Origin of the sequence: Caproicibacter sp., assembly GCF_046707225.1 — a bacterium.
Lineage (GTDB): Bacteria > Bacillota > Clostridia > Oscillospirales > Acutalibacteraceae > Caproicibacter.
The window spans coordinates 51,701-75,104 of record NZ_JBJKOP010000020.1; the positions used below are offsets into that span (position 1 = coordinate 51,701).

Annotated in this window: 21 protein-coding genes; 16 read left to right on the plus strand and 5 right to left on the minus strand. The window is 50.7% G+C overall.

Features of this window, described 5'->3' with window-relative positions; translation table 11 throughout:
• Positions 1-59 precede the first annotated feature (59 nt).
• The 8 genes from murA to ACLQ3M_RS03325 all read left to right on the plus strand — a co-directional run bounded on the left by murA (position 60) and on the right by ACLQ3M_RS03325 (position 9,682).
• Positions 60-1,313, plus strand: a complete 1,254-nt coding sequence (murA, locus tag ACLQ3M_RS03290; RefSeq protein ID WP_411676278.1) for a UDP-N-acetylglucosamine 1-carboxyvinyltransferase — start codon at positions 60-62, stop codon at positions 1,311-1,313.
• A gap of 24 nt (positions 1,314-1,337) precedes the next feature.
• The gene (locus ACLQ3M_RS03295; protein WP_411676279.1) at positions 1,338-2,210 is read left to right on the plus strand and encodes a cell division protein FtsQ/DivIB; all 873 of its coding nucleotides are present in this window, start codon (positions 1,338-1,340) and stop codon (positions 2,208-2,210) included.
• A 167-nt stretch (positions 2,211-2,377) separates the two neighbouring features.
• Entirely contained in the window at positions 2,378-3,472 is a 1,095-nt protein-coding gene (gene ftsZ, locus ACLQ3M_RS03300; RefSeq protein WP_411676280.1) for a cell division protein FtsZ, read from the plus strand.
• A 344-nt stretch (positions 3,473-3,816) separates the two neighbouring features.
• The gene (locus ACLQ3M_RS03305; RefSeq protein WP_411676281.1) at positions 3,817-4,740 is read left to right on the plus strand and encodes a magnesium transporter CorA family protein; all 924 of its coding nucleotides are present in this window, start codon (positions 3,817-3,819) and stop codon (positions 4,738-4,740) included.
• Between the two features lie 76 nt (positions 4,741-4,816).
• Positions 4,817-5,347 carry a FumA C-terminus/TtdB family hydratase beta subunit gene (locus ACLQ3M_RS03310; protein ID WP_411676282.1) on the plus strand — a complete coding sequence of 177 codons (531 nt, stop codon included), beginning with the start codon at positions 4,817-4,819 and terminating at the stop codon, positions 5,345-5,347.
• Between the two features lie 2 nt (positions 5,348-5,349).
• Complete coding sequence (locus tag ACLQ3M_RS03315) at positions 5,350-6,528, plus strand: cation diffusion facilitator family transporter (protein WP_411676283.1); 1,179 nt, start codon at positions 5,350-5,352, stop codon at positions 6,526-6,528.
• Between the two features lie 113 nt (positions 6,529-6,641).
• Positions 6,642-8,534, plus strand: a complete 1,893-nt coding sequence (gene htpG / locus ACLQ3M_RS03320) for a molecular chaperone HtpG (protein WP_411676284.1) — start codon at positions 6,642-6,644, stop codon at positions 8,532-8,534.
• A 389-nt stretch (positions 8,535-8,923) separates the two neighbouring features.
• Positions 8,924-9,682 carry a bactofilin family protein gene (locus ACLQ3M_RS03325; RefSeq protein WP_411676285.1) on the plus strand — a complete coding sequence of 253 codons (759 nt, stop codon included), beginning with the start codon at positions 8,924-8,926 and terminating at the stop codon, positions 9,680-9,682.
• 91 nt (positions 9,683-9,773) lie between these two features.
• Here ACLQ3M_RS03325 and ACLQ3M_RS03330 read toward each other — a convergent pair whose 3' ends face one another.
• The 3 genes from ACLQ3M_RS03330 to ACLQ3M_RS03340 form a co-directional block, all read right to left on the minus strand.
• Positions 9,774-10,388, minus strand: a complete 615-nt coding sequence (locus ACLQ3M_RS03330; protein ID WP_411676286.1) for a DUF2812 domain-containing protein — start codon at positions 10,386-10,388, stop codon at positions 9,774-9,776.
• Entirely contained in the window at positions 10,385-10,717 is a 333-nt protein-coding gene (locus tag ACLQ3M_RS03335; RefSeq protein ID WP_411676287.1) for a PadR family transcriptional regulator, read from the minus strand. Before ACLQ3M_RS03335 ends, ACLQ3M_RS03330 begins: the two co-directional genes overlap by 4 nt.
• A gap of 315 nt (positions 10,718-11,032) precedes the next feature.
• Positions 11,033-12,142, minus strand: a complete 1,110-nt coding sequence (locus tag ACLQ3M_RS03340; RefSeq protein ID WP_411676289.1) for a DUF3810 domain-containing protein — start codon at positions 12,140-12,142, stop codon at positions 11,033-11,035.
• Positions 12,143-12,400: 258 nt separating this feature from the next.
• Between ACLQ3M_RS03340 and ACLQ3M_RS03345 the strand changes: the two genes are divergently transcribed.
• The 5 genes from ACLQ3M_RS03345 to ACLQ3M_RS03365 all read left to right on the plus strand — a co-directional run bounded on the left by ACLQ3M_RS03345 (position 12,401) and on the right by ACLQ3M_RS03365 (position 18,995).
• Positions 12,401-14,047 (plus strand): Na/Pi cotransporter family protein, encoded by a 1,647-nt coding sequence (locus ACLQ3M_RS03345; RefSeq protein ID WP_411676290.1) that lies wholly within the window; start codon positions 12,401-12,403, stop codon positions 14,045-14,047.
• Between the two features lie 133 nt (positions 14,048-14,180).
• Complete coding sequence (locus tag ACLQ3M_RS03350; protein WP_411676291.1) at positions 14,181-14,672, plus strand: LURP-one-related/scramblase family protein; 492 nt, start codon at positions 14,181-14,183, stop codon at positions 14,670-14,672.
• 72 nt (positions 14,673-14,744) lie between these two features.
• A complete protein-coding gene (locus ACLQ3M_RS03355; protein WP_411676292.1) occupies positions 14,745-17,369 on the plus strand; it encodes a valine--tRNA ligase in 2,625 nt (874 codons plus the stop codon).
• A gap of 44 nt (positions 17,370-17,413) precedes the next feature.
• A complete protein-coding gene (locus tag ACLQ3M_RS03360; RefSeq protein ID WP_411676293.1) occupies positions 17,414-17,671 on the plus strand; it encodes a TfoX/Sxy family protein in 258 nt (85 codons plus the stop codon).
• Positions 17,672-17,699: 28 nt separating this feature from the next.
• Positions 17,700-18,995, plus strand: coding sequence for a bifunctional folylpolyglutamate synthase/dihydrofolate synthase (locus ACLQ3M_RS03365; protein WP_411676294.1), 1,296 nt, complete (start codon positions 17,700-17,702; stop codon positions 18,993-18,995).
• Between the two features lie 159 nt (positions 18,996-19,154).
• Here ACLQ3M_RS03365 and ACLQ3M_RS03370 read toward each other — a convergent pair whose 3' ends face one another.
• Positions 19,155-19,886, minus strand: coding sequence for a hypothetical protein (locus tag ACLQ3M_RS03370; protein WP_411676295.1), 732 nt, complete (start codon positions 19,884-19,886; stop codon positions 19,155-19,157).
• A 749-nt stretch (positions 19,887-20,635) separates the two neighbouring features.
• Between ACLQ3M_RS03370 and ACLQ3M_RS03375 the strand changes: the two genes are divergently transcribed.
• From ACLQ3M_RS03375 to ACLQ3M_RS03385, 3 genes are read left to right on the plus strand one after another with little or no spacing between them, the layout of a single operon-like run.
• The gene (locus ACLQ3M_RS03375) at positions 20,636-20,965 is read left to right on the plus strand and encodes an STAS domain-containing protein (RefSeq protein ID WP_066647404.1); all 330 of its coding nucleotides are present in this window, start codon (positions 20,636-20,638) and stop codon (positions 20,963-20,965) included.
• Positions 20,952-21,395 carry an anti-sigma F factor gene (spoIIAB, locus tag ACLQ3M_RS03380; protein ID WP_066647402.1) on the plus strand — a complete coding sequence of 148 codons (444 nt, stop codon included), beginning with the start codon at positions 20,952-20,954 and terminating at the stop codon, positions 21,393-21,395. The genes ACLQ3M_RS03375 and spoIIAB overlap by 14 nt, the downstream gene beginning before the upstream one ends.
• Positions 21,388-22,038: a sigma-70 family RNA polymerase sigma factor gene (locus tag ACLQ3M_RS03385; RefSeq protein ID WP_411676296.1), complete on the plus strand. Its 651-nt coding sequence runs from the start codon at positions 21,388-21,390 to the stop codon at positions 22,036-22,038. Before spoIIAB ends, ACLQ3M_RS03385 begins: the two co-directional genes overlap by 8 nt.
• 89 nt (positions 22,039-22,127) lie before the next feature.
• Here the strand turns inward: ACLQ3M_RS03385 and metA are convergent, their stop codons facing one another.
• Entirely contained in the window at positions 22,128-23,048 is a 921-nt protein-coding gene (gene metA / locus ACLQ3M_RS03390) for a homoserine O-acetyltransferase MetA (RefSeq protein WP_411676297.1), read from the minus strand.
• Positions 23,049-23,404 lie beyond the last annotated feature (356 nt).

Consider the following 23,404-nt stretch of genomic DNA (forward strand, 5'->3'; position numbering starts at 1 on the left):
CCGTCACCGCAATCCCCTTAAAAGCATAATATGTTACCAGATTATGTGGGGGTGTTGCTATGTCGAAACTGCTGATACATGGCACAAAAAAGCTGAAAGGAGAAGTACAGATTCACGGGGCCAAAAACAGTACACTGCCGCTGATGGCCGCGTCACTCTTATGCGCGGGCGAATGTGTCCTACATAACTGTCCTGCGCTTTCAGATGTGGACACAGCCATTAAGATTCTGCGGCATCTCGGCTGCAAAGTGGAGCGTACTGCGGGAGACGTCGTTATTAACCCTCTTACAGCCAAAAATTACGACATCCCCGACCATCTGATGCGGGAGATGCGCTCGTCAATCATCTTTCTGGGCGCGATTGTCAGCCGTCTGGAACGGGCGATTTTATCTTTTCCAGGGGGCTGCGAGCTTGGCCCGCGCCCGATTGACCTGCACCTTTCCTCCCTGAGAAAAATGGGGGTAGACATCAACGAGGACCACGGTTGTCTGGACTGTGTGGTTCCGAACGGCCTGAAGGGCGCCGTAATTAACCTTTCTTTTCCAAGCGTCGGGGCTACGGAAAACATCATGATTACTGCCTGCCTGGCAAAGGGAAAAACCGTGATCAACAACGCGGCCCGTGAGCCGGAAATTTCCGATCTGGCGGATTTCCTGAATTCCTGCGGAGCCAAAATCCACGGCGCGGGCAACAGTACGATCTGTGTGGAAGGAGTCCGCCGTCTGACCGGATGCGAGCATTTTGTCATACCTGACCGCATTGCGGCGGCAACTTTTATGACGGCAGCCGCGATTACGGGCAGTACGCTGACGGTGTCCAGCGTGATACCGGAACATTTGGCCCCCGTCATACCGGTCTTGGAAGAAAGCGGGTGTCAGGTCGATCTTTACGACAGCTCCATACGAATATCGGCCCCGAAGCATCTCAGCCGGATTAAGAGCATCAGGACGATGCCGTATCCGGGTTTTCCAACGGATGCGCAGGCTCCTGTCATGGCGATGACAACTTTGGCGGAGGGCACCAGCATGTTTGTGGAAAACATTTTTGAAAGCCGCTACAAGCATGTAGGCGAGCTGCTTCGCCTTGGAGCAAACATTAAGGTGGAAGGGCGGGTCGCTGTTGTTGAAGGCGTAAAGAGGCTTTCCGGGGCGACGGTGGAGGCTTCGGACCTGCGGGGAGGGGCGGCTCTGGTGGTGGCCGGTTTAGCCGCACAGGGAACAACGGAAGTGTACGGCCTGCATCATCTGGACAGGGGCTATGAGTCCATTGAAAAGAATCTTGCCCTGCTGGGAGCGGATATCAGGCGCGTTTGAATTTCGCCGGAAGGGAACTGGAACATGAGGGATTTGAAAAACGGGCGGCACACGTCGCGTGTGAACGATATGGGAAACGGTGCTTACAGGCCTGCCCGGAGAGAGGACATCAACGTGCCCTCCCGGGCCGGAATCCGCGCGGAAAACAGACGGCGGCGCAGGCGAAGGGCACTATTGATTTTTTACATTCTTCTGTTTGTCACAGTGATTTCGGCGGCGGCGGTCTTGTCGCTCACAGTGCTTTTTAAAATCGATTCCGTAGAGGTTACCGGCATCTCCCGCTATTCCCAGGAGCAGATTAAAAGCGTGTGCGGGATCAAAACAGGGGAGAATCTTTTCCTGGCAAAAACAAAGCAGGCGGAAAAAAAGATTCAAAGCAGCCTTCCCTATATCGGCTCTGTTAAAGTCAAACGAAAATTTCCCGCGGGGATCAGCATCCAGGTTTCGGAAGCTCAGGTTTGCGGAGCAGTGGAATACTCCCAAAAATACGCGGTGCTGAGCAACGATTTCAGGGTGCTGGAATTGGCGGACAAGCTTCCGCAGAACTGCCCGCCCATCAAGGGCATCACGCTGAAAACCGCAAAGGTCGGAAGCAAAGCCGAATTTGCAAACAAATCCCTTCAGACGGCTTTGACGGAGGTGGAAAACGCCGTGAAAAGTAACGGCCTGGGTAAAATCACGGGGCTGGATTTCAGCCGGACTTCTGCAATAACGATGAGCTATGACGGGCGCGTTACAATCAAACTGGGGATGCCGTCCGGGCTTGACTATAAAATCCGTTATGCAAAGGCGCTTTTCGACCATGGCAACATCAAGGATACGGAAAAAGGAGTTCTGAATCTTTCGACCGTAGAAGATAACGATACCGCTTATTTTGATCCGGATACGGCTTCTTGAAAGCGATGCGGGATTTTCGCGCTATATTTGGAGCAAAAAGGAAAATATTTATTGAAATTGAACCTGAATCGTGTATAATAATTTAGTATGGGACGATATATAATCGACATGTTTACGATACAGGCGGGTACACAAAAAAAGGATTCGCATAAGGGGGATTGCGGCACATGCCTTTTGAAATTGAAAATGACTTTGATAATATTGTTCAAATAAAAGTCATTGGGGTCGGCGGCGGCGGCGGCAACGCGATTGACAGAATGGTTGCCACGGGCGTGCAGGGCGTTGAGTTTATCAGCGTAAATACGGACAGGCAGGCGCTTTACCGTTCCAAGGCCACGCAGAAAATTCAGATCGGTGAAAAGGTGACCCACGGAAAGGGCGCCGGTTCCAAACCCGAGATGGGACAAAAGGCCGCCGACGAAAGCAGGGAGGCCATCGCGGCCGCAATCCGCGGAAGCGACATGGTTTTTGTCACGGCGGGCATGGGGGGCGGCACCGGCACCGGCGCCGCGCCGATTGTGGCGGAGATCGCGCACGATATGGGGGTTCTGACGGTTGGTATTGTCACCAAACCTTTTGAGTTTGAGGGCCGCCGCCGCATGGAGCAGGCTGAAAGCGGCATTACGGCTCTGAGAGAGCATGTGGACTCGCTTGTGGTCATTCCCAACGAGCGGCTGAAACTGGTCAGCGAGCAGCGCATCACCCTGTTAAACGCGTTCTCCATCGCGGACGACGTGCTGCGCCAGGGCGTGCAGAGCATTTCGGACCTGATTAAGCTTCCCGGGCTGGTCAATCTGGATTTTGCGGACGTTACCGCAGTCATGAAAGACGCCGGTTACGCGCATATGGGCGTCGGCCGGGCTTCCGGCAAAGAAAAGGCCCAGGAGGCGGCGAACATGGCAATTTCCAGCCCACTTCTGGAGACCGCTATCAACGGGGCAAAGGGCGTTATTATCAACATTACCTCTTCGCCGGACATCGGACTTGATGAAATAGAAACCGCGTCGTCCATGATCGCGTCGCAGGCGCACGAGGATGCGAACATCATTTGGGGCGCCGCGTTTGATGAAAATATGGACGATGAAATGAGCGTGACGGTCATTGCGACGGGATTCGCAACCTCCGCGGGGGAAGAACCCATTGCGAAATCGCAGGAAAAGCAGGAAGAAGGAAGTCATGAGCGGGTGGCTGTCCACGACAGCAGCTCGATCGAGGATGACGATTTTACAGATATCATGCAGATTTTCAATCGGAAATCCTGAACGTAAGGGAAGCACCGAAGGCAGACCCCGAGGGGGTCTGCCTTTTGTTTGGGGTGATTGCGTGAATGAGATCTTCCGGAAAAGCGAAACATATGAAAAACAGGTTTTGACTCTCATTTTAGTTTAAAATGGCTAAAATCAATCAAATAAGCCTTTTGAAGATGCTTTTCGACCGGTACGGAAAAATAGGCCTTAAAATATCGCCCACTCTCTTGCAATCTCCATTTTATGTGCTATAATAGCTCATGGAAAAAGAAATCAGTTAATTTTTAAAGGGGGTGGCATTGTGAATCCCGACCCTTTGGGGAAACCGCGAAGAAAATTTCATAAAGGAGATGAGCACAATGCTGTCCTACTTCAAAACGGTGGATGGACGCATGACGCAGATCGAGGCGTGCGAGCCCGGCTGCTGGATCAACTGTGTTGCTCCGGACGACCGCGAGATAGAAAGCCTGATTGCGGATTTTGCGATTGAACCGGATTTCATTCGTGCCGCAATGGATGAAGAGGAATCCTCCCATATCGACAATGAGGATGACAACACGCTGGTTGTGATCGATATTCCGGTTGTGGAACAGGATGGGAAGAGCCTGGCTTATTCCACAATGCCGATGGGGCTGATCCTGACGGAAAAAAATGTGATCACGATTTCCATCCGGGACAATACGGTTGTGGACGAATTCGCACGGGGCTTGGTCAAGGGCGTGCGTACCAATCTGAAAACCCGTTTTTTGCTGCATATCATGCTGCGCGTGGCCAGCCGCTATCTGCAGTATCTGAAGCAGATTGACAAAATCAGCAATACCGTGGAATCGGAACTGAGGGAGTCGATGAAAAACTCCGAACTCCTGCAGCTGCTGGATATTGAAAAATCCCTTGTTTATTTTTCCTCTTCCTTAAAGGGGAATGAAATCACTCTGGAAAAAATCATGCGGGGCAGGGTGATCAAGCTGTACGACGAAGACCAGGACCTTTTGGAAGATGTTCTGATTGAAGTGAAACAGGCCATTGAAATGTCCAACATACACCTGAATATATTGTCCGGAACCATGGATGCCTTTGCGTCCGTTATTTCGAACAATCTGAATATCGTAATGAAGGCGCTGGCATCCATTACACTGCTGTTTTCGGTGCCGGCGGTGATTACCGGCGCTTATGGAATGAACGTCAAGGGAATACCGTTCCCCAGCTTTTGGTTTCCGGCCGCCTTATCGTTCCTCTGCATTGCGATCGCGTACTGGATTCTTCACAGAAAGAAAATGCTGTAATTGAAAATCATATCCTATACAAAGAGGGGACTGCCGTGCGGTTCCCTTTTTACATAGAAAAAGGGGGATCATTGACATGGATTCCATTCGAATTCATACCGCGGAGATGTCTGAGGCCGCCGCCGCACTGCATGCCGGCGACCGTGTGCTGCTCAGCGGAACGGTATACACCGCGCGCGACGCCGCGCACAAAAGAATTTTTGCCATGCTGGACAAAGGGGAGCCTTTGCCGTTTGAGCTCTGCGGAGCTTCGGTTTATTACGCCGGGCCGACTCCAACGCCGCCCGGCTTGCCCATCGGTTCCTGCGGCCCGACGACTTCGTCCCGTATGGATGTGTTTGCGCCCCGCCTTTTGGACCTGGGCCTGAAATGCATGATCGGCAAGGGAAACCGGTCGCAGGCGGTTGTGGACGCGATCCGGCGCAACAAAGCGGTGTATCTCTGCGCAATCGGCGGAGCCGGGGCTTTGGCCGCGCAATGTGTCCGTTCGCTGGAAGTGATCGCGTTTGAGGAGCTCGGCTGCGAATCGGTCAAGCGTCTGGAATTTGAGGATTTTCCGCTTTTGACGGCCATCGACTGTCATGGCGGCAGCCTGTTCGGGGGTTAAAAATGACACGCCTTTTAATTCGGCTGTTCGTCAGGGATTATCAGAATATCGATGATCTGCAGGTACGGGAACGCTATGGCAAATTTTCCGGCCTGATCGGCATTGTGACGAACCTGTTTCTGTTTGCCGGGAAAATAACCGTCGGAATGCTGTTTCACAGCATCTCCGTGACGGCGGACGCGGTGAACAACCTGACCGATTCCGCATCGTCCATCGTTACTCTGGTCGGGTTTAAGATGGCCGCGAAGCCTGCCGATTCCGATCATCCTTACGGACATGCCAGAATTGAATATATCAGCGGGCTGATGGTTTCTCTGGTTGTGTTTGTAACCGGATTCCAGTTTGCCCAGACTTCCATAAATAAGATGATCCATCCCGAAAAAAGCGAATTCAGCCTGATCGTCGTGGCGGTACTGGTTTGTTCCATCCTGCTGAAAGCGTGGCAGGGCGCTTTTTACCGCAGAGTAGGAAAGACGATTTCCTCCTCAACGATTTCCGCGACTGCGGCGGACAGCATGAACGATGTTCTGGCAACCTCGGCCGTTCTGGTGGGGGCGGTAATCACACGGCTGACCGGTTTTAACCTGGACGGATATATGGGTCTGGTCGTCGCCGTCATGATCATGTTTACCGGTTTTCAGCTGGTCCGTGAAACGGGGAATCCTCTGCTCGGCGAGGCGCCGGCCCGGGAATTCGTGGATGATATTTACCGCACGATCAGCGCTTATGACGGGATTCTCGGCATTCACGATCTGAATGTTCACAGCTACGGGCCGGGGCGCTGCTTTGCAACCGTACACTGCGAAGTGCCCGCCGAACGGGATATTCTGCTCAGTCATGACATCATAGACAATATTGAGCGCGATTTTCTGGAAAAAAAGGGGATTCACCTTGTTATTCACATGGACCCGGTTACAACGGATGATCCGCGGACCAATGAACTGAAACGGCAGATTACACAGCTGATTGCCGAGATTTCTCCCGAGATCGGAATGCACGATTTCCGCGTCGTCTGGGGGCCGACCCATGCCAACCTTGTGTTTGATATTTGCGTCTCCTTCGGGTTTCACTTGTCGGATGAAGAACTCGTGAAGCAAATAACGGAAAAAGTGCGCGGGATTCCGGGAAATTGCTATCCGGTCATCACGGTGGACCACGATTATGTTCCGAATCGGCTATGATACAAAAATTTAACAATTTGTCCTATTGAAATTTTTCGTCCAATAGAATAAAATAAGAATTAGCACTTGAACATTTTGAGTGCTAATTCTTTTTGCAAAGGACGGGATTTTTTATGCCGATAAAGCCGTTTCAGGCGGAATCAAAGCACCTATTGGATCTGATGATTCACTCGATTTACACTCATAAGGAGATTTTTCTGCGAGAACTGATCTCCAACGCGAGCGACGCCATCGATAAGCTCTATTATAAGACGCTTTCAGAGGAAAATACCGGGCTGAACCGAGACGATTTTGCCATTCGGATTGTGCCGGACAAGGAAAACCGGACGCTTACGATCTCGGACAACGGCTGCGGCATGACGAGGGAGGAGCTGGAGACCAACCTCGGCACCATCGCCAAGAGCGGTTCTCTCGATTTTAAAAACGAATTTGAAAAAAAGCCGGATATCGAAATTATCGGTCAGTTCGGGGTGGGATTCTATTCCGCGTTTATGGTCAGCGACCATGTCGCCGTCGTCAGCCGGGCGTTTGGCAGCGATGAGACCTTCCGCTGGGAGTCGCACGGCGCGGAGGGGTATACCGTCGAGCCCTGCGAAAAACGGGACGCCTGCGGAACAGATATTGTGATCGATTTGAAGCCCGACACCGAAGACGAGAAGTACGATGAATATCTGGACGCTTACACGCTTCGGAGCCTCATCAAAAAATACTCCGACTACATCCGTTATCCCATTCGGATGAACGTGGAGAAAAGCCGCCTGAAAGAGGGCAGCAAGGATGAATATGAAAGCTATACCGAAGAAGAAACGCTGAACAGCATGGTGCCTCTCTGGCGTAAAAATAAGAATGAGATTACAAAGGAACAGTATCATCAGTTTTACAAGGACAAATTTATGGATTATGAGGACCCCGCCAGAGTCATTCACATGTACACAGAGGGCGTTGCAACTTTTCACGCGCTGATGTACCTTCCGGCCAGGGCCCCGTATGATTTTTACACGAAGGAGTACGAGAAGGGCCTTCAGCTTTATTCCAACGGCGTTTTGATTATGGACAAATGCGCCGATCTGCTTCCGGATTATTTCAGCTTTGTCCGCGGTTTGGTCGATTCCCAGGACCTCTCCCTGAACATCTCCCGCGAAATGCTTCAGCACGACCGCAGGCTGACGGTTATCGCGGGCCGGGTGGAAAAGAAAATCCAGTCGGAGCTGGAATCCATGCTGAAAAACGAGCGCGAAAACTACGAACAATTCTTCCGGAACTTTGGGCTTCAGATCAAATACGGAGTCTACCAGGACTTTGGGACCCACAAGGATGCTTTAAAGGATCTTTTGCTGTTCCACACCTCGGCCGGTGAAAAATATTCCACTCTGGCCGAATATGTCGCCCGAATGAAGGAAGACCAGAAATATATTTATTACGCCTGCGGCGAATCCGTGCAGAAGGTTGAGCTGCTTCCGCAGACCGAGGCTGTGAAGGACCACGGATATGAAATCCTGTATCTCACCGACCCGATCGACGAATTTGCCGTGCGTGTGCTGGAGAAGTACCAGGATAAAGAGTTCAAATCCGTTTCCGCGGACGATCTGGATCTGGAGACCGAGGAGGAAAAACAGGAGGCGGCCAAAAAGGTAGAAGAGAATAAGGACATGCTTGCATTCTTGAAGGATGCGCTCCATGACAAAGTAAAGGCCGTTGTTCTTTCCAATAAGCTGAAAACTCATCCTGTCTGCCTGTCTACAAGCGGAGCAATCTCAATGGAAATGGAAAAGGTGCTGAATTCACTTCCCAACGCGGAGCAGGAAAAGGTGAAGGCACAACGCGTTCTGGAGATCAACGCAAACCATCCCGTGTTTGAAAAGCTTGCGAAGCTGTATGACTCGGACAGAGAGAAACTGAAGACCTATGCTTCTCTGCTCTATACACAGGCGCTGCTGATTGAAGGGGCGCCGATTGACGATCCGGTTGCATTCTCCAATCAGATTTGCAGCCTGATGACGGAATAACTGCAAACACGGAGCCGGCAAAGTTTGCCGGCTCCGTGTTATTGTTTGTGTACCGGCTCCGCCGGTGAGTCCGGAAGAGCGAAAGCAAAACAGGCAGCTTCCATAAGCGGGATGGGCTTTTGAGAGGGAGGGAGCGGAGAGTGAGTGTATGCCTGCAAATGGAGGAAACTGTTTACCTTGAATGCTGCGCCTTTGGCGCCGCGGAAGGACCCGCCGACTGGTTGGTGAGTACTTATTGTACAAAGTAAAAGCGTAAAATTAAAAAAATTTTACTATAAACCCAAAAAATAGTAGAAATTTGTCGAATTATGTATTATTATTATACGCACAGGCAGTGAGTTGCTGTTTTGGTAGCCGCAAGCCCAGTTTTATATTGGAGGCAAAAGCACATGGATATCGTGAGCGAAAATCGCGAGACTACCTTTACCAAAATAGTAAAAAAAATCTGGAACGGGCCATATCAGAATACCGGCCTTGAGATGGAGGAGACAGACCCGATGAACAGGGAAAAAGCGGAGAACATGAATTTTAGCCGTGCGGGTATGGCAAAACAGAATGAGATTTATGATGAGGGTCATTCAAAATCAGATTCCGGTTATGGGGAGCCATCCGGAAATTTTGAAAATCGGTTTGTAAATCCGACTGCTGAAATCCCCAAAAACGTTACGGTGATTTCGCAGGGAACGACAATTACCGGCGACATAAAATCGGACAGCAGCATTGAAATGCTTGGCAGCATGACGGGCAGCATCACGACTTCGGGGAATGTGAAAATCAACGGAAAGCAGGTTGGCAATGTTCAGGGGGCCAACATCGATTTATACACCTGCATGGTACGGGGATGCCTGAATGCGGCCGAAGATATTAACGTGGACAGTGACTCCGTTATTGTCGGGGATATCAAGTGCGGGAATCTGACAATAGACGGAAAGCTGAAGGGAAACGTCCATGTGATGGGAAACGTCAGCTGTCAGGGAAATTCCGTCGTCATCGGCGATATCACATCGACAACCATCACAATCAGCAGCGGGGCGAAAATGAAGGGCAAAGTTGAGATTTCCGACGGCAGCATTGACCCGATTGATGTCGGCGGAGAAGAACCCACGCAGCCGGTCCAGCAGCCCGAGAACCCCGAAAATCCTCAGTAAAGCACCAAAAACGGAAGAGTTGATGGTTATAATCAGAGCAGTCCCTGAAAAGCATCTCGTGCTTTTCAGGGACTGCTCTTCAATTTTTATATCATTCGTGTATTTTATGGTCCCGTTGAACCAGATGAATTTTCCATGACCAGACAGTTGTAAAAATAAACGGAATCACAAAAGCCAAAGCGCATAGAAGTGCTTCCGTCCACAACCCTTTTGAAAGATTCATAATGGTAAAAAGCGCAAAAAGGACCGCAAGCGACAGGCATGCCCCACGGCATTTTCTCATGTATTCCAACAGGCTGTTCAAGTCGGAGTGAAGCTGAAACGGTTTTCCGTCCTTCTTCTTTTCCAAGATTAAAAATTCGGAATTGATGTTTCCGGGGGATGCGGCAAGCGAGAATCTCGCCCCGCCAAACCAGCGCAGGCGTACGCTGCCGTACGAGTACTTTCCCAGATTGGCGCTGACGGGATAAGCGGTGATTCCGAGTTCCGACAGAAATGCGCGGTACTTTCTTAATTCATCGGCGGACCGGTCGGCTGCGAATTCCACCCGGTATTCATATTCGTCCGGTGAGCATGGTTCGAAAGAATAGCGGTGAAGTTTTGAGACGCCTTTCAGACGGTAACCGGACGCCGCCATTTGGTTCAGCCATTTTTCCCGTCCGGAAAGAGGAGCGAACAGATAACGTATTCTAAACTTGTTAATCAATACAGATTCCCTCCCGTTGTCAGTCTTTTTGCCGTTTGCAGCAGCCGGTTGATTCGAGACGTCTCTTTTGCAACCGCCTGTTTTCCTTGTTCTGTAATCAGGTACAGCTGCCCGCGCCCGTTTTCTGTTTTACCGCAGGGAGCGATCCAGCCCTTTTTTGTCAAAACGCGGAGCGCTCCGTACAGGGTTCCCGCACCCGGAACAAGCCGACCCTGTGTTTCCGTTTCAATCGTCTGCATAATTCCATATCCATGGTTAGGCTGAAAAGTGCTCAGCAGAATATAAAACGTAATTTCGGTCAATGCTCCGTTCTGGTAGGATTCATGCAAGGCGTTTGCTCCTTTTATTATGTTATCCGATATATCGTTAAACTTACTATAAGGCTAAAAATTGTCTTTGTCAAGACGAAAGAAAATGTTGTTTGAAGCCCTCGTCTGTGCCAAGCTTGGACATGTCCCTCCCCCGCCGAAGGCGGGGGAGGGACATAAGTAAATTCTACAATTCAACTGGAATTGCTGTAAATCCTGCTGATTTGCTTTTAAAGCGACATAAATAAAACGCGAGGGTGTAAGAAGCGCCGCTGCAAGGGTAAGCTCCGAGCGCCTTGTGGCGCAGCCGGCAAAACAGGGCGTTGCCCGAATCAACTATTGATCCGTTCGCTGCAGTGCCAGCAAAAGGTCAACCATTCTGCCGTAGCTTTTGATTCCGTCCTCCTGGCGATTTGCTTTCAGGTACTGGTTGTTTACGCTGTTAGAGACTTTCGCAACCGGGCCTTCAAACTGTTTCCAGTATGCCGAATTAAAAGACAGGTCGCGGCGCACTCCGTCATTTAGCGATGAGTAAATACGATCTGCGGCGTCTGAATCGGCTGAAAAAAGCGCGTTGTTTGCGTAAGTGAAAGCGAGCATGTCCCCGGAATACTCAAAATCGGGATCGCCGCTTTTCCGGCAGACCAGATAGCCGATAAAGTTTGCTTCATCTTCCCGCATATACCCGCGCAGGTGAGAAAGTTCATGGCACATGGTGACGGGAATCGTGTATTCCGGAACGTCGTCGTTGACATTGGCTTCAAAAGTAAAAGGAAAAAAGATACCGGTGATATCGCATCGGGACATCAGTCTGGAAAAAGTAACGAGCTTGGGTGCGCCGTACCCGGAGCGCAGCAGGGGATAGTCCTGATCGATTTTGTCGTAGGCCAGTTTTGCCTGCCGCGCGGTTTGGCCGATGCTCCCCGAACGGAGCTTCATGACGCCCTGCCCGTCTGTTTCAAGACCGGGACGAAGTCGGTTCAAGTCCGAAGCAAGCGAAGCGCAGAGCTTTTGCAGTTCCGCCCGGGAAGAGGGCTGCACCTTCAGCCCGCAGGTGTCGGCAAACGGGTAGCGGTAATAATTGATTCCGCAGCTTAAGGTAAATAAAAAATAGACAATACTGATAAAAACTGCCAGATTGATTGCCGACTTCAGCGCGAAGGCGGCACGGCTGCCTTTTTTTCCGACAATTCCGACGCTAAACAGAATAACGGCGGCTGGAAATCCCAGAACGCACAGGATGACCAGAACCTCCGCAATGGAAAAAGGAACGAGTCCGGTAATTCGGTTCACGGTTCGGGAAAGAGCGGAATAGAACCCGGTCGCATACCATTCCGCAAACGAAGGCTTCAAGTCGGCACAAATGGTAAGAAGCAGCGACGCCGGGAAAAGAACCAGAAACCAGAGCCTCTTGCCGATTCCGGCCTGTTGCAAGTAACGACGCATTTTCTCCTCCGAATGAAAGTTTTCTTTCATTATATCATATATTTACAAAAACAGATTACTAAGGAATTAATAGTAATCATGAAAAGAAAAAATATCTGCAAGATCAAGATATTTTCGACACAGGAATATAGCAGAGTGCTTTTCGTAATATTATTTTACATGGATTTTACAGAATATTAACAAAACGGGCACGCTTCACTCTGCATATCCAATTTAATCAGAAAAACATAGCAAATAAAATGATTGGCAGGAGAAACTATGACGCTGGATAATATCTTGATGCTGCTTGGCGGCCTGGGACTGTTCCTGTACGGAATGAAGCTGATGGGGGAATCCCTGGAGCTTGCGGCGGGTTCCAGAATTAAAGAAATGGCGGAACGGCTGACTACGAACAAATACATGGGGGCTTTGCTTGGATTCGCGGTCACGGCTGTGATTCAAAGCTCATCCGCGACAACGGTCATGGTGGTCGGCTTTGTCAACGCCGGCATCATGGATTTGACTCAGGCCGTCGGCATTATCATGGGCGCGAACGTCGGCACTACCGTGACGGGTCTGATCACTGCGATTAATTTCATGGCGATTGCCCCGGTGGCGGTCTTTGTCGGCGTCGGGATGATCATGTTCTCAAAGAAAAGCAACTCGAAACATATCGGCCAGATTATTGCCGGCTTCGGGATCCTGTTCCTCGGAATGTCTACGATGAGCTCGGCCATGAAGCCGCTTGGAAAGTCCACGCTCTTTTCAGACATTATCACGAATTTCCAGAACCCGCTGATCGGTCTGCTGGCCGGGATGCTTTTTACCGCGGTCATCCAGAGCTCCTCCGCAACGGTGGGCGTTCTTCAGTCGCTCGCGCTTTCCGGCGTGATTGATTTAAAATCTGTCATCTTTGTTATTTTTGGTCTCAATATCGGCACCTGCGTCACTGCCATGCTTTCTTCCATCGGGACGAACAGAACCGCCCGGCGGACCGCGATCGTTCATTTGCTGTTCAACGTGATCGGTGCGGCACTGTTTACGGTTATTACCATCATCACGCCGTTTGCGCGGTTGGTTATGTTCCTGTCGCCGGAAAATGTGCTGTTCCAGATTTTCCTGGTGCATATTATCTTCAATGTGGTAACTACGGGGCTGCTGCTGCCAATGAGCGGTGTCCTGATTCGGCTGGCCTACAAGATTATTCCGGGGGAAGACGCCCGTTCGCAGGCCATGAGCCTGAAATATCTGGATTCCCGCATTCTCAACACTCCTCCGGTTGCGGTATCGCAACTTCTAAAGGAAGTTGACCGCATGGCCAATCTGGCAAAAACAAATTTTCTGAATTCGATGGCCGCGCTCTTTGACAAGGATCCCGTGAAAATCAAAGAGCTGGAGGAAAACGAGAGCGTCATCAATTTTCTGAACCAAAGGATCACATCTTTCTTAATCCGGATCAATGCTCTCGATCTCGAGGATAACGACCGTCAAATTGTCGGCGCGCTGTTCCACGTGATCAACGATATTGAAAGAATCGGCGATCACAGCGAGAACATAGGCGAGCAGGCGCAGATCGTCATAGACGGGAAAGCGTCTCTCAGCAGCGTCGCATCCGATGAACTGCATGAAATGCAGAACCTGATTGTAAGCATATTGGACGACTCCTTTCAGCTGTTTCTCATGGGCAGCAACGACGCGGAGCTTTCCTTTACGGTAAACAATACGGAGGAAACGATTGACAACCGTACCGAAGAGCTGAAAGAAAACCACATTTGCAGGCTGAATAACGGACAATGCAACGCGGAATCCAGCGCGCTCTTCAACGACCTGCTGATCAATTTGGAGCGAATCGCGGATCATGCGACGAATATTGCGTTTTCCATGTCGCATACAAAGAGGGTTCCGATTCTGTCGGAAGGAAAATAATCCGCGGAAACCGGTCGAATCAATTTCTGCGCCGGGGCAAAAGCCCCGGGCGTTTTTTTATAAGCGGCTTGCCGCGTCCCAAGAAAAATGGTATGATAAAATAAGAATACGCCGTAGAAGGGAAGGGGTCCGCTTGCAGTTTTATATCAAGCCTGTGGGGGGAGCCCATTGTCTTTTTACCATACTGAATTCCAAAGGGCAGCCGGTCTATGAAGTAACCGGCAGAACGACCCCTTTCGGCAACAGGTTTTTTTTGCTGGACGGCGCGCACGATGTTGTCGGGCGGATTTCCGCCGTGCGGATTTCCGGCGCCGCTCAGTATTCTGCCGCGGCGGGCGGAGAGAAAATCCATGTTGTCATCAACGGTTTCTCTTTGCGCAGGCCCGTCAGGATACGGGGGAAACACTGGCATTTTCGCGGAAGCTTTCTCACCCGTTCTTTCGATATTCTGAATGAAGCTTCTCAGGTCGTCATGACGCACGGCAAGTACTGGGGCGTGGCGGGAGACTGCTATGGAGTTGACATAAACGACCGGGAAAATATTCTCCTGTGCCTGTGTCTTGCCGTATTAATTGACTGCACCGTTTCGGGTAACTGCTCGGCTCCGGTTCCGGCCGGCGGCTGATTGACAAAAAATCCTGAAAGTGGCATAATAATTCGGTTAAACCTGCGTGTTTGACCGATTGGAGGAAAGTAAATGAGCAGGGAATTGGCGAAGACCTATGACCCACGGGAAGTGGAAGACCGAATTTACGATTTTTGGCTGTCCGGTGATCTTTTCCATGCGGAACGCGACCCGGAAAAAAAGCCTTATACCATTGTTATGCCGCCGCCGAACATCACAGGGCAGCTTCATATGGGACACGCCCTTGACTGCACCCTGCAGGATATTCTGATTCGTTACCGCAGAATGCAGGGCTACTGCGCCCTTTGGCTGCCCGGCACGGACCATGCTTCCATTGCGACCGAGGCGAAAATCGTCGAGGCCATGCGCAAGGAGGGCCTGACGAAGGAAGGAATCGGCCGCGAGGCGTTTTTAAAGCGCGCCTGGGAATGGAGAGAAAAGTACGGCCGCAGAATCGTGGAGCAGCAGAAAAAACTCGGTTCCTCCTGCGACTGGGAACGCGAACGTTTCACTCTGGACGAGGGCTGCTCCAAAGCCGTCCGCGAGGTTTTCGTGAGCCTGTATGAAAAGGGGCTGATCTACCGCGGCGAGCGCATTATCAACTGGTGCCCCCATTGCAAAACTTCCATTTCCGACGCGGAGGTGGAATTTTCAGAGCGCGACGGATTTTTCTGGCATATCCGTTATCCGTTCAAGGACGGCAGCGGGTATATCCAGCTTGCGACCACCCGCCCGGAAACCATGCTCGGCGACACCGCCGTGGCCGTCCATCCGGAGGACGAACGGTATCAGAATTTGGTCGGCAAAACGCTGATTCTCCCGATTGTAAACCGTGAAATCCCGCTGATTGCCGATGAATACGTCGAGCGCGACTTCGGAACCGGAGTAGTGAAAATTACCCCTGCCCATGACCCGAACGACTTTGAAGTAGGGCTGCGCCACGGCCTTGAAGTCATCAATGTGATGGACGAGAGCGGCAATATCAATGAGAACGGCGGCGCTTACGCGGGTATGACCGGAGCGGACGCCCGGAAAAAGATTGTGAAAGATCTGGAGGCGGGAGGCTTCCTGATTAAGGTTGAGCCGATTAAGCACAATGTCGGCGCCTGCTACCGCTGCGGAACAGCGGTGGAGCCCCGCGTTTCCAAGCAGTGGTTTGTGAAGATGAAACCTCTGGCCGAACCCGCAATCACGGAAGTTCAGGACGGAAAGGTTCGCTTTATTCCGGATCGTTTTTCTAAAATCTATTACAATTGGATGGAGAACATTAAGGACTGGTGCATTTCCCGTCAGCTTTGGTGGGGGCACCGGATTCCGGCATGGTACTGCGAGGACTGCGGAGAAACGATTGTATCCCGTGAAGAGCCCCATGTCTGCCCAAAGTGCGGCTCCAAAAAATTAAAGCAGGATCCGGACACGCTGGATACCTGGTTTTCTTCCGCGCTCTGGCCGTTTTCTACGCTCGGATGGCCGGACAAAACCCCTGATTTGGGTTATTTCTATCCAACCGACACGTTGGTCACCGCGTACGACATCATTTTCTTCTGGGTTGCCCGTATGATTTTTTCCGGCATTGAGCAGACGGACGAGGTCCCGTTCCACAATGTTTTGATGCACGGTCTGGTGCGCGACGCACAGGGCCGCAAAATGAGCAAGTCTCTCGGCAACGGGATCGATCCGCTGCAGGAAATCGACAAGTACGGCGCGGATGCGCTCCGCTTTACCCTGGCAACCGGCAACAGCCCCGGAAACGATATGCGTTATTCGCAGGATAAGGTGGAAGCAAGCCGGAATTTTGCGAATAAAATCTGGAACGCCGCCCGCTTCATCCTGATGAATCTGGAAGGAAAAGACGTTCCGGGCACCCTTCCGGAAGACCTCACTCTGGAGGACAAATGGATTGTGGATTCCTTCAACCGCGTGGCGGGAGAGGTCACGGAAAATCTGGATAAATTCGAACTCGGAATTGCCGTGCAGAAGCTGTATGATTTCCTCTGGGATCAATTCTGCGACTGGTACATCGAGATTTCCAAAATCCGTCTGAATTCCGGAGACGAACAAGCGGCGCAGACCGCGCGCCGGGTGCTGGTCTGGGTGATGTCGGGAACATTGAAGCTGCTGCATCCGTTTATGCCGTTTATCACCGAGGAAATCTGGCAGACCCTGCCGCACGAGGGCCAATCGATTATGACTTCCCAATGGCCTGAAAAACAGGAATCCCTTCGCTTTCCGGAAGCGGCGCGGGAAATGGGCAAAATTATGGAAGCCGTTCGCGCCGTTCGCAACCGCCGTGCGGAAATGAATGTTCCGCCGTCGCGTCGGACGCATTTGTCGGTCGACACCGCGTCACCGGAAACGTTCCGGGAAGGCGCCGCAATTCTGGAGCGCCTCGCTTACGCGAATCGCGTTGAAATCGGCACGGACCTCAATGTGACGGATGCCGTTACGATTGTTACGCCGGATGCGAAGGTGTTGATTCCCATGGATGACCTGGTTGACCGCGAGGCGGAGAAAGCCCGTTTGTCAAAGGAACTGGAGTCCGCGCAGAAGCAGCTTGTCACGGCGGAAGCAAAGCTGAAAAACGAGAAGTTTATTTCGAAAGCGCCTGAAAACGTGGTGGAAGGCGTCCGGCAGAATGCCGCGAAGCTGAAGGACCATATCGCGTTGATCCGGTCGTCTCTGGAATCGTTAAAATAGCGGCACGTTTTTCTGCTTTGTCAGTCTTAAGGAGGGAACGGAACATGGAAACACTGGAGGCTATGCCGAACATCGGCAAAACGGTGGGGCAGCAGCTCCGCCGGGCCGGCGTTGAAACGCCGGAGCAGCTCAGAGAAATCGGCAGCCGGGAAGCATGGCTTCGGATCCAGGGCTTTGACCCTTCCGCCTGCTACAACCGTCTGTGTGCTCTGGAAGGCGCGGTGCAGGGAATTCGCTGGCACGGACTTTCCGAAGAGGATAAGAAGGCACTGAAAGAATTTTACCGGGAGCATCAGCTATGATGCTCCCGTTTTATACCGAGAGGGAAAAATGAACTACGAAGAGGCAATTCAGAAAATTGAAGCGTTGCAGCAATTCGGCTCACGGCCCGGCCTGGAACGCATCGGCAGGCTGATGAAACGGCTTGGAAACCCACAGGACAAGCTGAAATTTCTGCATGTGGCGGGAACCAACGGAAAAGGTACCACCTGTGCGCTGCTTGCGTCCGTTCTCCGCTGCGCCGGGTACCGGACGGGGCTGTATCTTTCGCCCCATCTTACGGATTTCTGCGAACGGATGCAGATGAACGGCCGGATGATTTCACGTGAGGCGCTGGCTTCTCTTGCCGACCGTGTTTTCCCTGTGATCGAAGAGATGAAATCGCAGGGGGAAATCATCACGGAATTTGAAGCCGTCACCGCGATGGCTTTTCTATGGTATGCGGAAAACAACTGCGACCTTGTTGTTCTGGAAGTCGGGCTCGGCGGACGTCTGGACGCAACCAATGTCATTCAAAAGCCTCTGGTTTCGGTGATTACCTCCATTTCTCTCGACCATACGAAAATTTTGGGAGATACGGTGGAGCAGATTGCCTATGAGAAATGCGGGATCATTAAGGACGGCGGCGTAACGGTCAGTTACCCGGATCAAAAGCCCGCCGCCCTGGAGACCATTCGCAGGATTGCCGGGGAGCGCCGCAACCGTTTTGTAGACGCGGCCCGCACCGATGTCACGGAGCTTTCCTCCGATCTCTCCGGTACGCAGCTGCTTTGGCGCGGCACCGGGCTTCGGATCCCGTTCCTTGGGGAACATCAGGTCAAAAACACTGCGACGGCGCTTACTGTTTTGGAAGCGCTGCGGGAATCCGGTTTTTCCATTCCGGACGAATCGGTAGTCAATGGCTGTTCCGAAGCGGTGTTCCCCGCCCGGTTTGAGGTCTTGTCGCGCAGCCCTCTCATTATTCTGGACGGAGCGCATAATCCGGACGGCACAGCCGCTCTGGCCGGCGCGATCCGCCGATATCTCTCCGGGCGGCAGCTTGTCGCCGTAATGGGTATGCTGCAGGACAAAGATGTTGACGCCGCCCTCAAAAACCTGACGGGGCTGTTCACCCGCGTCATAACGGTGGAACCTTCCAGCCCGCGCGCCATGAATGCCGGAATGCTGGCACAGCGCTGGCTCCGGCTCGGCGCCGACTCGGAACCTGCCGCCGGGTTTGACGACGCGCTCCGGAAGGCGGATAAATATTTGAAGCCGGACGGGGCTTTGCTAATCTGCGGATCCCTGTATCTCGCGGGGGACCTTCGCCCCCGCGCACTCAAATTTTGGAATTTAGCTGAAAAGTAGAGCTTGTCCGCTAATTTTGAGCAATCTTTCAGAATAAATTTCAGGCGGATAAAAAAGCCGTAAGTTTTCAACCAAACATTGAAACAGATGACTCTTCAACACATAAAAGGGGCCGCTGCAAAATTTTGCGGCGGCCCCTTTATTGCTGAAATTGTAATATTAATAGTGGGTATAATTGTTGCCGAAATTGTTATCGATGTAGGTAATGCCGTCTACCGTATAAGATACGAAGTATTTTACATTGGAGCCGTGAGGAAGATCGCTCGGTATTTTCCACTGTTCAACATTGCCCGGCAAAGATTTTTCATAACTGGCGCTTGCGCTTTTAGAAGTAGCCCAGTTGTCTGTCGTGTATTTTACAAGCACGGTTTTTTCATATCCAAGGTTTTTCAGGAATATCTCTGTGGGAGTCCCTTCTCTGAGCTGCGCGGTTTTGAGCACACATTTTTCCAGAACGATAGGGACCGTCGGCGAAAGAGTGTAATTATTTCCGTTATTGTTATCCCAATAGGTTTTACCGTTGACTTCATATTTAATTGCAAACGTTGCGGGTGAAGAAGGCGCAAAAATGCTAAACTCCCACACGTCATACTGCGGATCTTCGGGATCATTTTTCAGATATTGCGCTGAAACATCTTGCCAGGACTTTCCGTCTGTTGTATAATGCACGGTTACATTTTTTTGATACGCAAGATTTTTAACGTCAACATATCCCAAATAGCCGCCGTATGCAGCTTCTCCCGGCTCATCTCGCTGGGCGTAAAGCAACTGGACATTCGGGTCCGTACTTGCATACGCTTTTGCGGGAGACAGGCAGAGTACCGCCGAAAACATAAAGCAAAAAGCCAAAGCCATACAAATAGCGCGTGATAGATGTTTACTTCTTGTCATAAAATATAACCTCCTTAATTTTAACTTAACTTCGCTTAAAATTGTTGGTACCAATTTTTCCAAGCTACATATTATTGTAATCAATACTATAATACGGTCAAGACTAAAATTTAACAAAGTTATAAAATGAATTTTCTGATAAAAATAAATATTAGATATAATCTTGCACTTTATATAAACCCATATTTAACATATTAAGTAAATTTATGGAAACAATAAATTAAATTTTTGAACTTCTGACGGAATAACTATCTGTTTTTGCTTTGTGCAACTTTTCAAACCATGGTGATCCGGGCCTGAAAAAAATCCATCGGATTTATTTTCCCGGGGGCTTGCTTTTTTCTAAAAATTGGATATAATGATTTCATCAGAGCTTTTATGTTGCAATGGCCGTGCACAGCCATGAGGGGATGGATAAAAGCTCTTTCTAGCCCTTCCGGTCGGTTCAAACCGGGAGGGCGCATTTTGTTTTTCTGGTAACTTTCCCCTTCGAGGCCCCGCCCGATGTGGGCGGGGCTGATTTTTCTGTGTCGACAAACTTCGTTAAGATTTTTGCCCTAAGTCTGATAACATTAATTATGTTACATAAATCAGGAAGGACATGCTGTTCGGCGCTGTTACAAAAACGCTTGAAAGCCGCATTGTTTCCAGTCTTTATTTTATCTTTTTAAGGGATTTTAAATCGTCATCCGTATCGTTCGCATAAAAATGGGCATACTACATCAATTCAAAAAACGGGAGGTTTTTCTATGGGCGTCAGGCTGATTCTCAGGGAAGGAGTCCTGACGGCGGTTCTGAGCGGGGAAATTGACCACCATTCCGCAAGGGAAATTCGGGGGGAGATTGATGAAACCGCGTCCAGAGTCAAGCCGAAAAAAATTATTTTCGATTTTTCCGCAGTGCAGTTTATGGACAGTTCCGGCATCGGGCTGATTATGGGCCGCTGCAAACTGATGCAGTTGTGGGGAGGGACGGTGGAAATTGTCCGTCTTCCAAGAAAAATTGAAAAAATCGTTTCGCTGGCGGGTCTGAACCAGCTATGCGTCATTAAGGGGGAAAATGAATTTGAAGCCGGTTAATGAAATGTCAGTTTCTTTATTAAGCTGTTCCTCCAACGAAGCATTTGCCCGTGCCGCGGTCTCGGCGTTCGTTGCGCAGCTGGACCCCACGGTGGACGAGCTCTGCGACATTAAAACCGCGGTTTCCGAGGCGGTTACGAATTGCATTGTCCACGCATACCGGGACACGATCGGAGTGATATACATAACATGCCGTCTTTATGAGGACGGCGGCATCGTTGTAAAAATCCGCGACAGAGGCTGCGGAATCGAAAATATCGAGCAGGCAATGCAGCCGCTTTTCACAACGCAGGAGGGAGAACGGGCCGGCCTCGGCTTTGCCGTCATGCAGAGCTTTATGGATAAGCTTCGTGTAACCTCCAAACCCGGAAAGGGCACGACGGTCACCATGAAAAAAACGATGGAACGCCGCCCGAAGCAGAATGGATAGGGATCAGGCGGTTCGGGAAAATATCGGACTCGTTCATTCCTGCGCAAGGCATTTCCGCGGGCGCGGCGTCGAGTATGACGATTTGTTTCAGGCGGGATGTCTGGGCCTGGTCAAGGCGGTCGATCATTTTGACCCGGACCGCGGCGTCAAATTTTCCACTTACGCGGTTCCTGTGATCCTGGGGGAAATCCGCAGATTGTTCCGCGACGGCGGCGCGATCAAAGTCGGCCGCGGGCTCAAGGAGCTTTCGCTTCGCGCTACCCGCCTTTCCGCGTCGTTTTTGGAACGCGAAGGACGATCGCCGACGATTCATGAACTCGCCGATTTGCTGGAGGTGGAGCCGGAACAGGCGGCGGAGGCTTTGGGCGCGGCGCAGATGCCGCTTTCCCTGACTGCGACGGAGGAAGACGGAGGAGGGCAGATTGATGTCGGCGTTGAATCCAATGATGATAAAATTGCCGAGGTATTGTCGCTTAAGCAGGTCGTGACGGAGCTGGAGCCGCGGGACCGCAGTATCATCATTTTCCGTTACTTTCAGAACCGTACACAGACGGAAACAGCCTCCGCGCTTGGCATGACGCAGGTGCAGGTGTCCCGGCGGGAAAAGAAAATTCTGAAAGAATTGCAGTTGAAATTATCATGAAAAGGCCGGGAAGCAGCTTGTTCACTGCTTCCCGGTCTTTTGGCATATCATGACTGATACTGCCGCTTAACGCGTATGAGTTGGTACCTTTACTCAGTAATATCTTTAATGTCATAAGGGGTCTGCTGATATACATAATAGTTCAGCCAGTTTGAAAACATCAGGCTCGCGTGGCTGCGCCAGAGAAACGGCGGTTCTTTGGCTGAATCGTTATCCGGAAAATAATTTTTCGGCATTTCCGGATCAATTCCTTTTTTCAAATCCCGAAGATATTCATTTTTCAGGGTATCGCGTTCATATTCCTCGTGCCCCGTGACAAAGAACTGCCGGCCGCTTTTTGCCGCGATGATGTGCGGCCCCGCGTCTTTTGATTCGGTAAGAATTTCGAGCTCCGGATGTACCAGAAGATCCTCCCGGCGGGTTCCGGTGTAACGCGAGTGCGGCGCCCAGAAATCGTCGTCAAATCCGCGCACCAGCGGGTGCAGCGGGAGAAGGACGCTGTGCATGAAAATCCCGGAGATCTTTTTGGCAAGCAAATATTTTGGAACGCGGTAATGATAATACAGACCGGCCTGAGCCCCCCAGCAGATATACATCGTGGAATAAACATTTTTACGGCTCCAGGCCATGATGCCGCAAAGCTCCGGCCAGTAGTCGACCTGCTCAAACGGGAGCTTTTCCACCGGCGCTCCCGTCACAATCATCCCGTCGAATTTCTGATCCTTCAATTCTGCGAATGTTTTATAAAAGGTATTCAGGTGAGTCTGAGACGTGTTCTTTGAAAAGTGCGTGGCCATCTGCATCAGCTCGACGTCTACCTGCAGCGGAGAATTGCTCAGCTGACGAAGCAGCTGGGTTTCCGTTTCGATTTTTGTAGGCATCAGGTTCAATATGACAATTTTCAAAGGACGGATGTCCTGACTCATTGCCCGCTCCTGTGTCATGACAAAAATGTTCTCTGACTCCAGCACATGCCGAGCGGGAAGAGAATCCCGTATCCTAATCGGCAAACCGATTCCCCCTTATTATATAGAAAAGCGCTGTCAAACATTATAGCAAACATAAGATTCTACTTCAAGAACCTTATATAATCAAAAAACTTTTAAAAAAGGCCAAAAAAGCGTTGACAGCGGCTTTAAGACGTGATATTATAGTTAAGCCGTCGAAAAACGGAGCAAAATTCAGAACAGTTTGCTGTAAGCTGAATTGATTTTGAAATTTCTTCTGTTTATTTTGACGATGGGACCTTGAAAATTAAACAACGAGACGATAAAGAAGGAACCCGTAAAGATTTCGAGAGTGAAAGTACTTTCGGACGAAAAGAGACGGAAACTCTTTGAAAAAAAACCAAAAGATACGTTAGTGT

Excerpts from the sequence above, each read along its gene's own strand:
- murA (WP_411676278.1), top strand. The coding sequence starts at position 60 with ATGTCGAAACTGCTGATACATGGCACAAAAAAGCTGAAAGGAGAAGTA.
- ACLQ3M_RS03295 (WP_411676279.1), top strand. The coding sequence starts at position 1,338 with ATGAGGGATTTGAAAAACGGGCGGCACACGTCGCGTGTGAACGATATG.
- ftsZ (WP_411676280.1), top strand. The coding sequence starts at position 2,378 with ATGCCTTTTGAAATTGAAAATGACTTTGATAATATTGTTCAAATAAAA.
- ACLQ3M_RS03305 (WP_411676281.1), top strand. The coding sequence starts at position 3,817 with ATGCTGTCCTACTTCAAAACGGTGGATGGACGCATGACGCAGATCGAG.
- ACLQ3M_RS03310 (WP_411676282.1), top strand. The coding sequence starts at position 4,817 with ATGGATTCCATTCGAATTCATACCGCGGAGATGTCTGAGGCCGCCGCC.
- ACLQ3M_RS03315 (WP_411676283.1), top strand. The coding sequence starts at position 5,350 with ATGACACGCCTTTTAATTCGGCTGTTCGTCAGGGATTATCAGAATATC.
- htpG (WP_411676284.1), top strand. The coding sequence starts at position 6,642 with ATGCCGATAAAGCCGTTTCAGGCGGAATCAAAGCACCTATTGGATCTG.
- ACLQ3M_RS03325 (WP_411676285.1), top strand. The coding sequence starts at position 8,924 with ATGGATATCGTGAGCGAAAATCGCGAGACTACCTTTACCAAAATAGTA.
- ACLQ3M_RS03340 (WP_411676289.1), bottom strand. The coding sequence starts at position 12,142 with ATGCGTCGTTACTTGCAACAGGCCGGAATCGGCAAGAGGCTCTGGTTT.
- ACLQ3M_RS03345 (WP_411676290.1), top strand. The coding sequence starts at position 12,401 with ATGACGCTGGATAATATCTTGATGCTGCTTGGCGGCCTGGGACTGTTC.
- ACLQ3M_RS03355 (WP_411676292.1), top strand. The coding sequence starts at position 14,745 with ATGAGCAGGGAATTGGCGAAGACCTATGACCCACGGGAAGTGGAAGAC.
- ACLQ3M_RS03360 (WP_411676293.1), top strand. The coding sequence starts at position 17,414 with ATGGAAACACTGGAGGCTATGCCGAACATCGGCAAAACGGTGGGGCAG.
- ACLQ3M_RS03365 (WP_411676294.1), top strand. The coding sequence starts at position 17,700 with ATGAACTACGAAGAGGCAATTCAGAAAATTGAAGCGTTGCAGCAATTC.
- ACLQ3M_RS03370 (WP_411676295.1), bottom strand. The coding sequence starts at position 19,886 with ATGACAAGAAGTAAACATCTATCACGCGCTATTTGTATGGCTTTGGCT.
- ACLQ3M_RS03375 (WP_066647404.1), top strand. The coding sequence starts at position 20,636 with ATGGGCGTCAGGCTGATTCTCAGGGAAGGAGTCCTGACGGCGGTTCTG.
- ACLQ3M_RS03385 (WP_411676296.1), top strand. The coding sequence starts at position 21,388 with ATGGATAGGGATCAGGCGGTTCGGGAAAATATCGGACTCGTTCATTCC.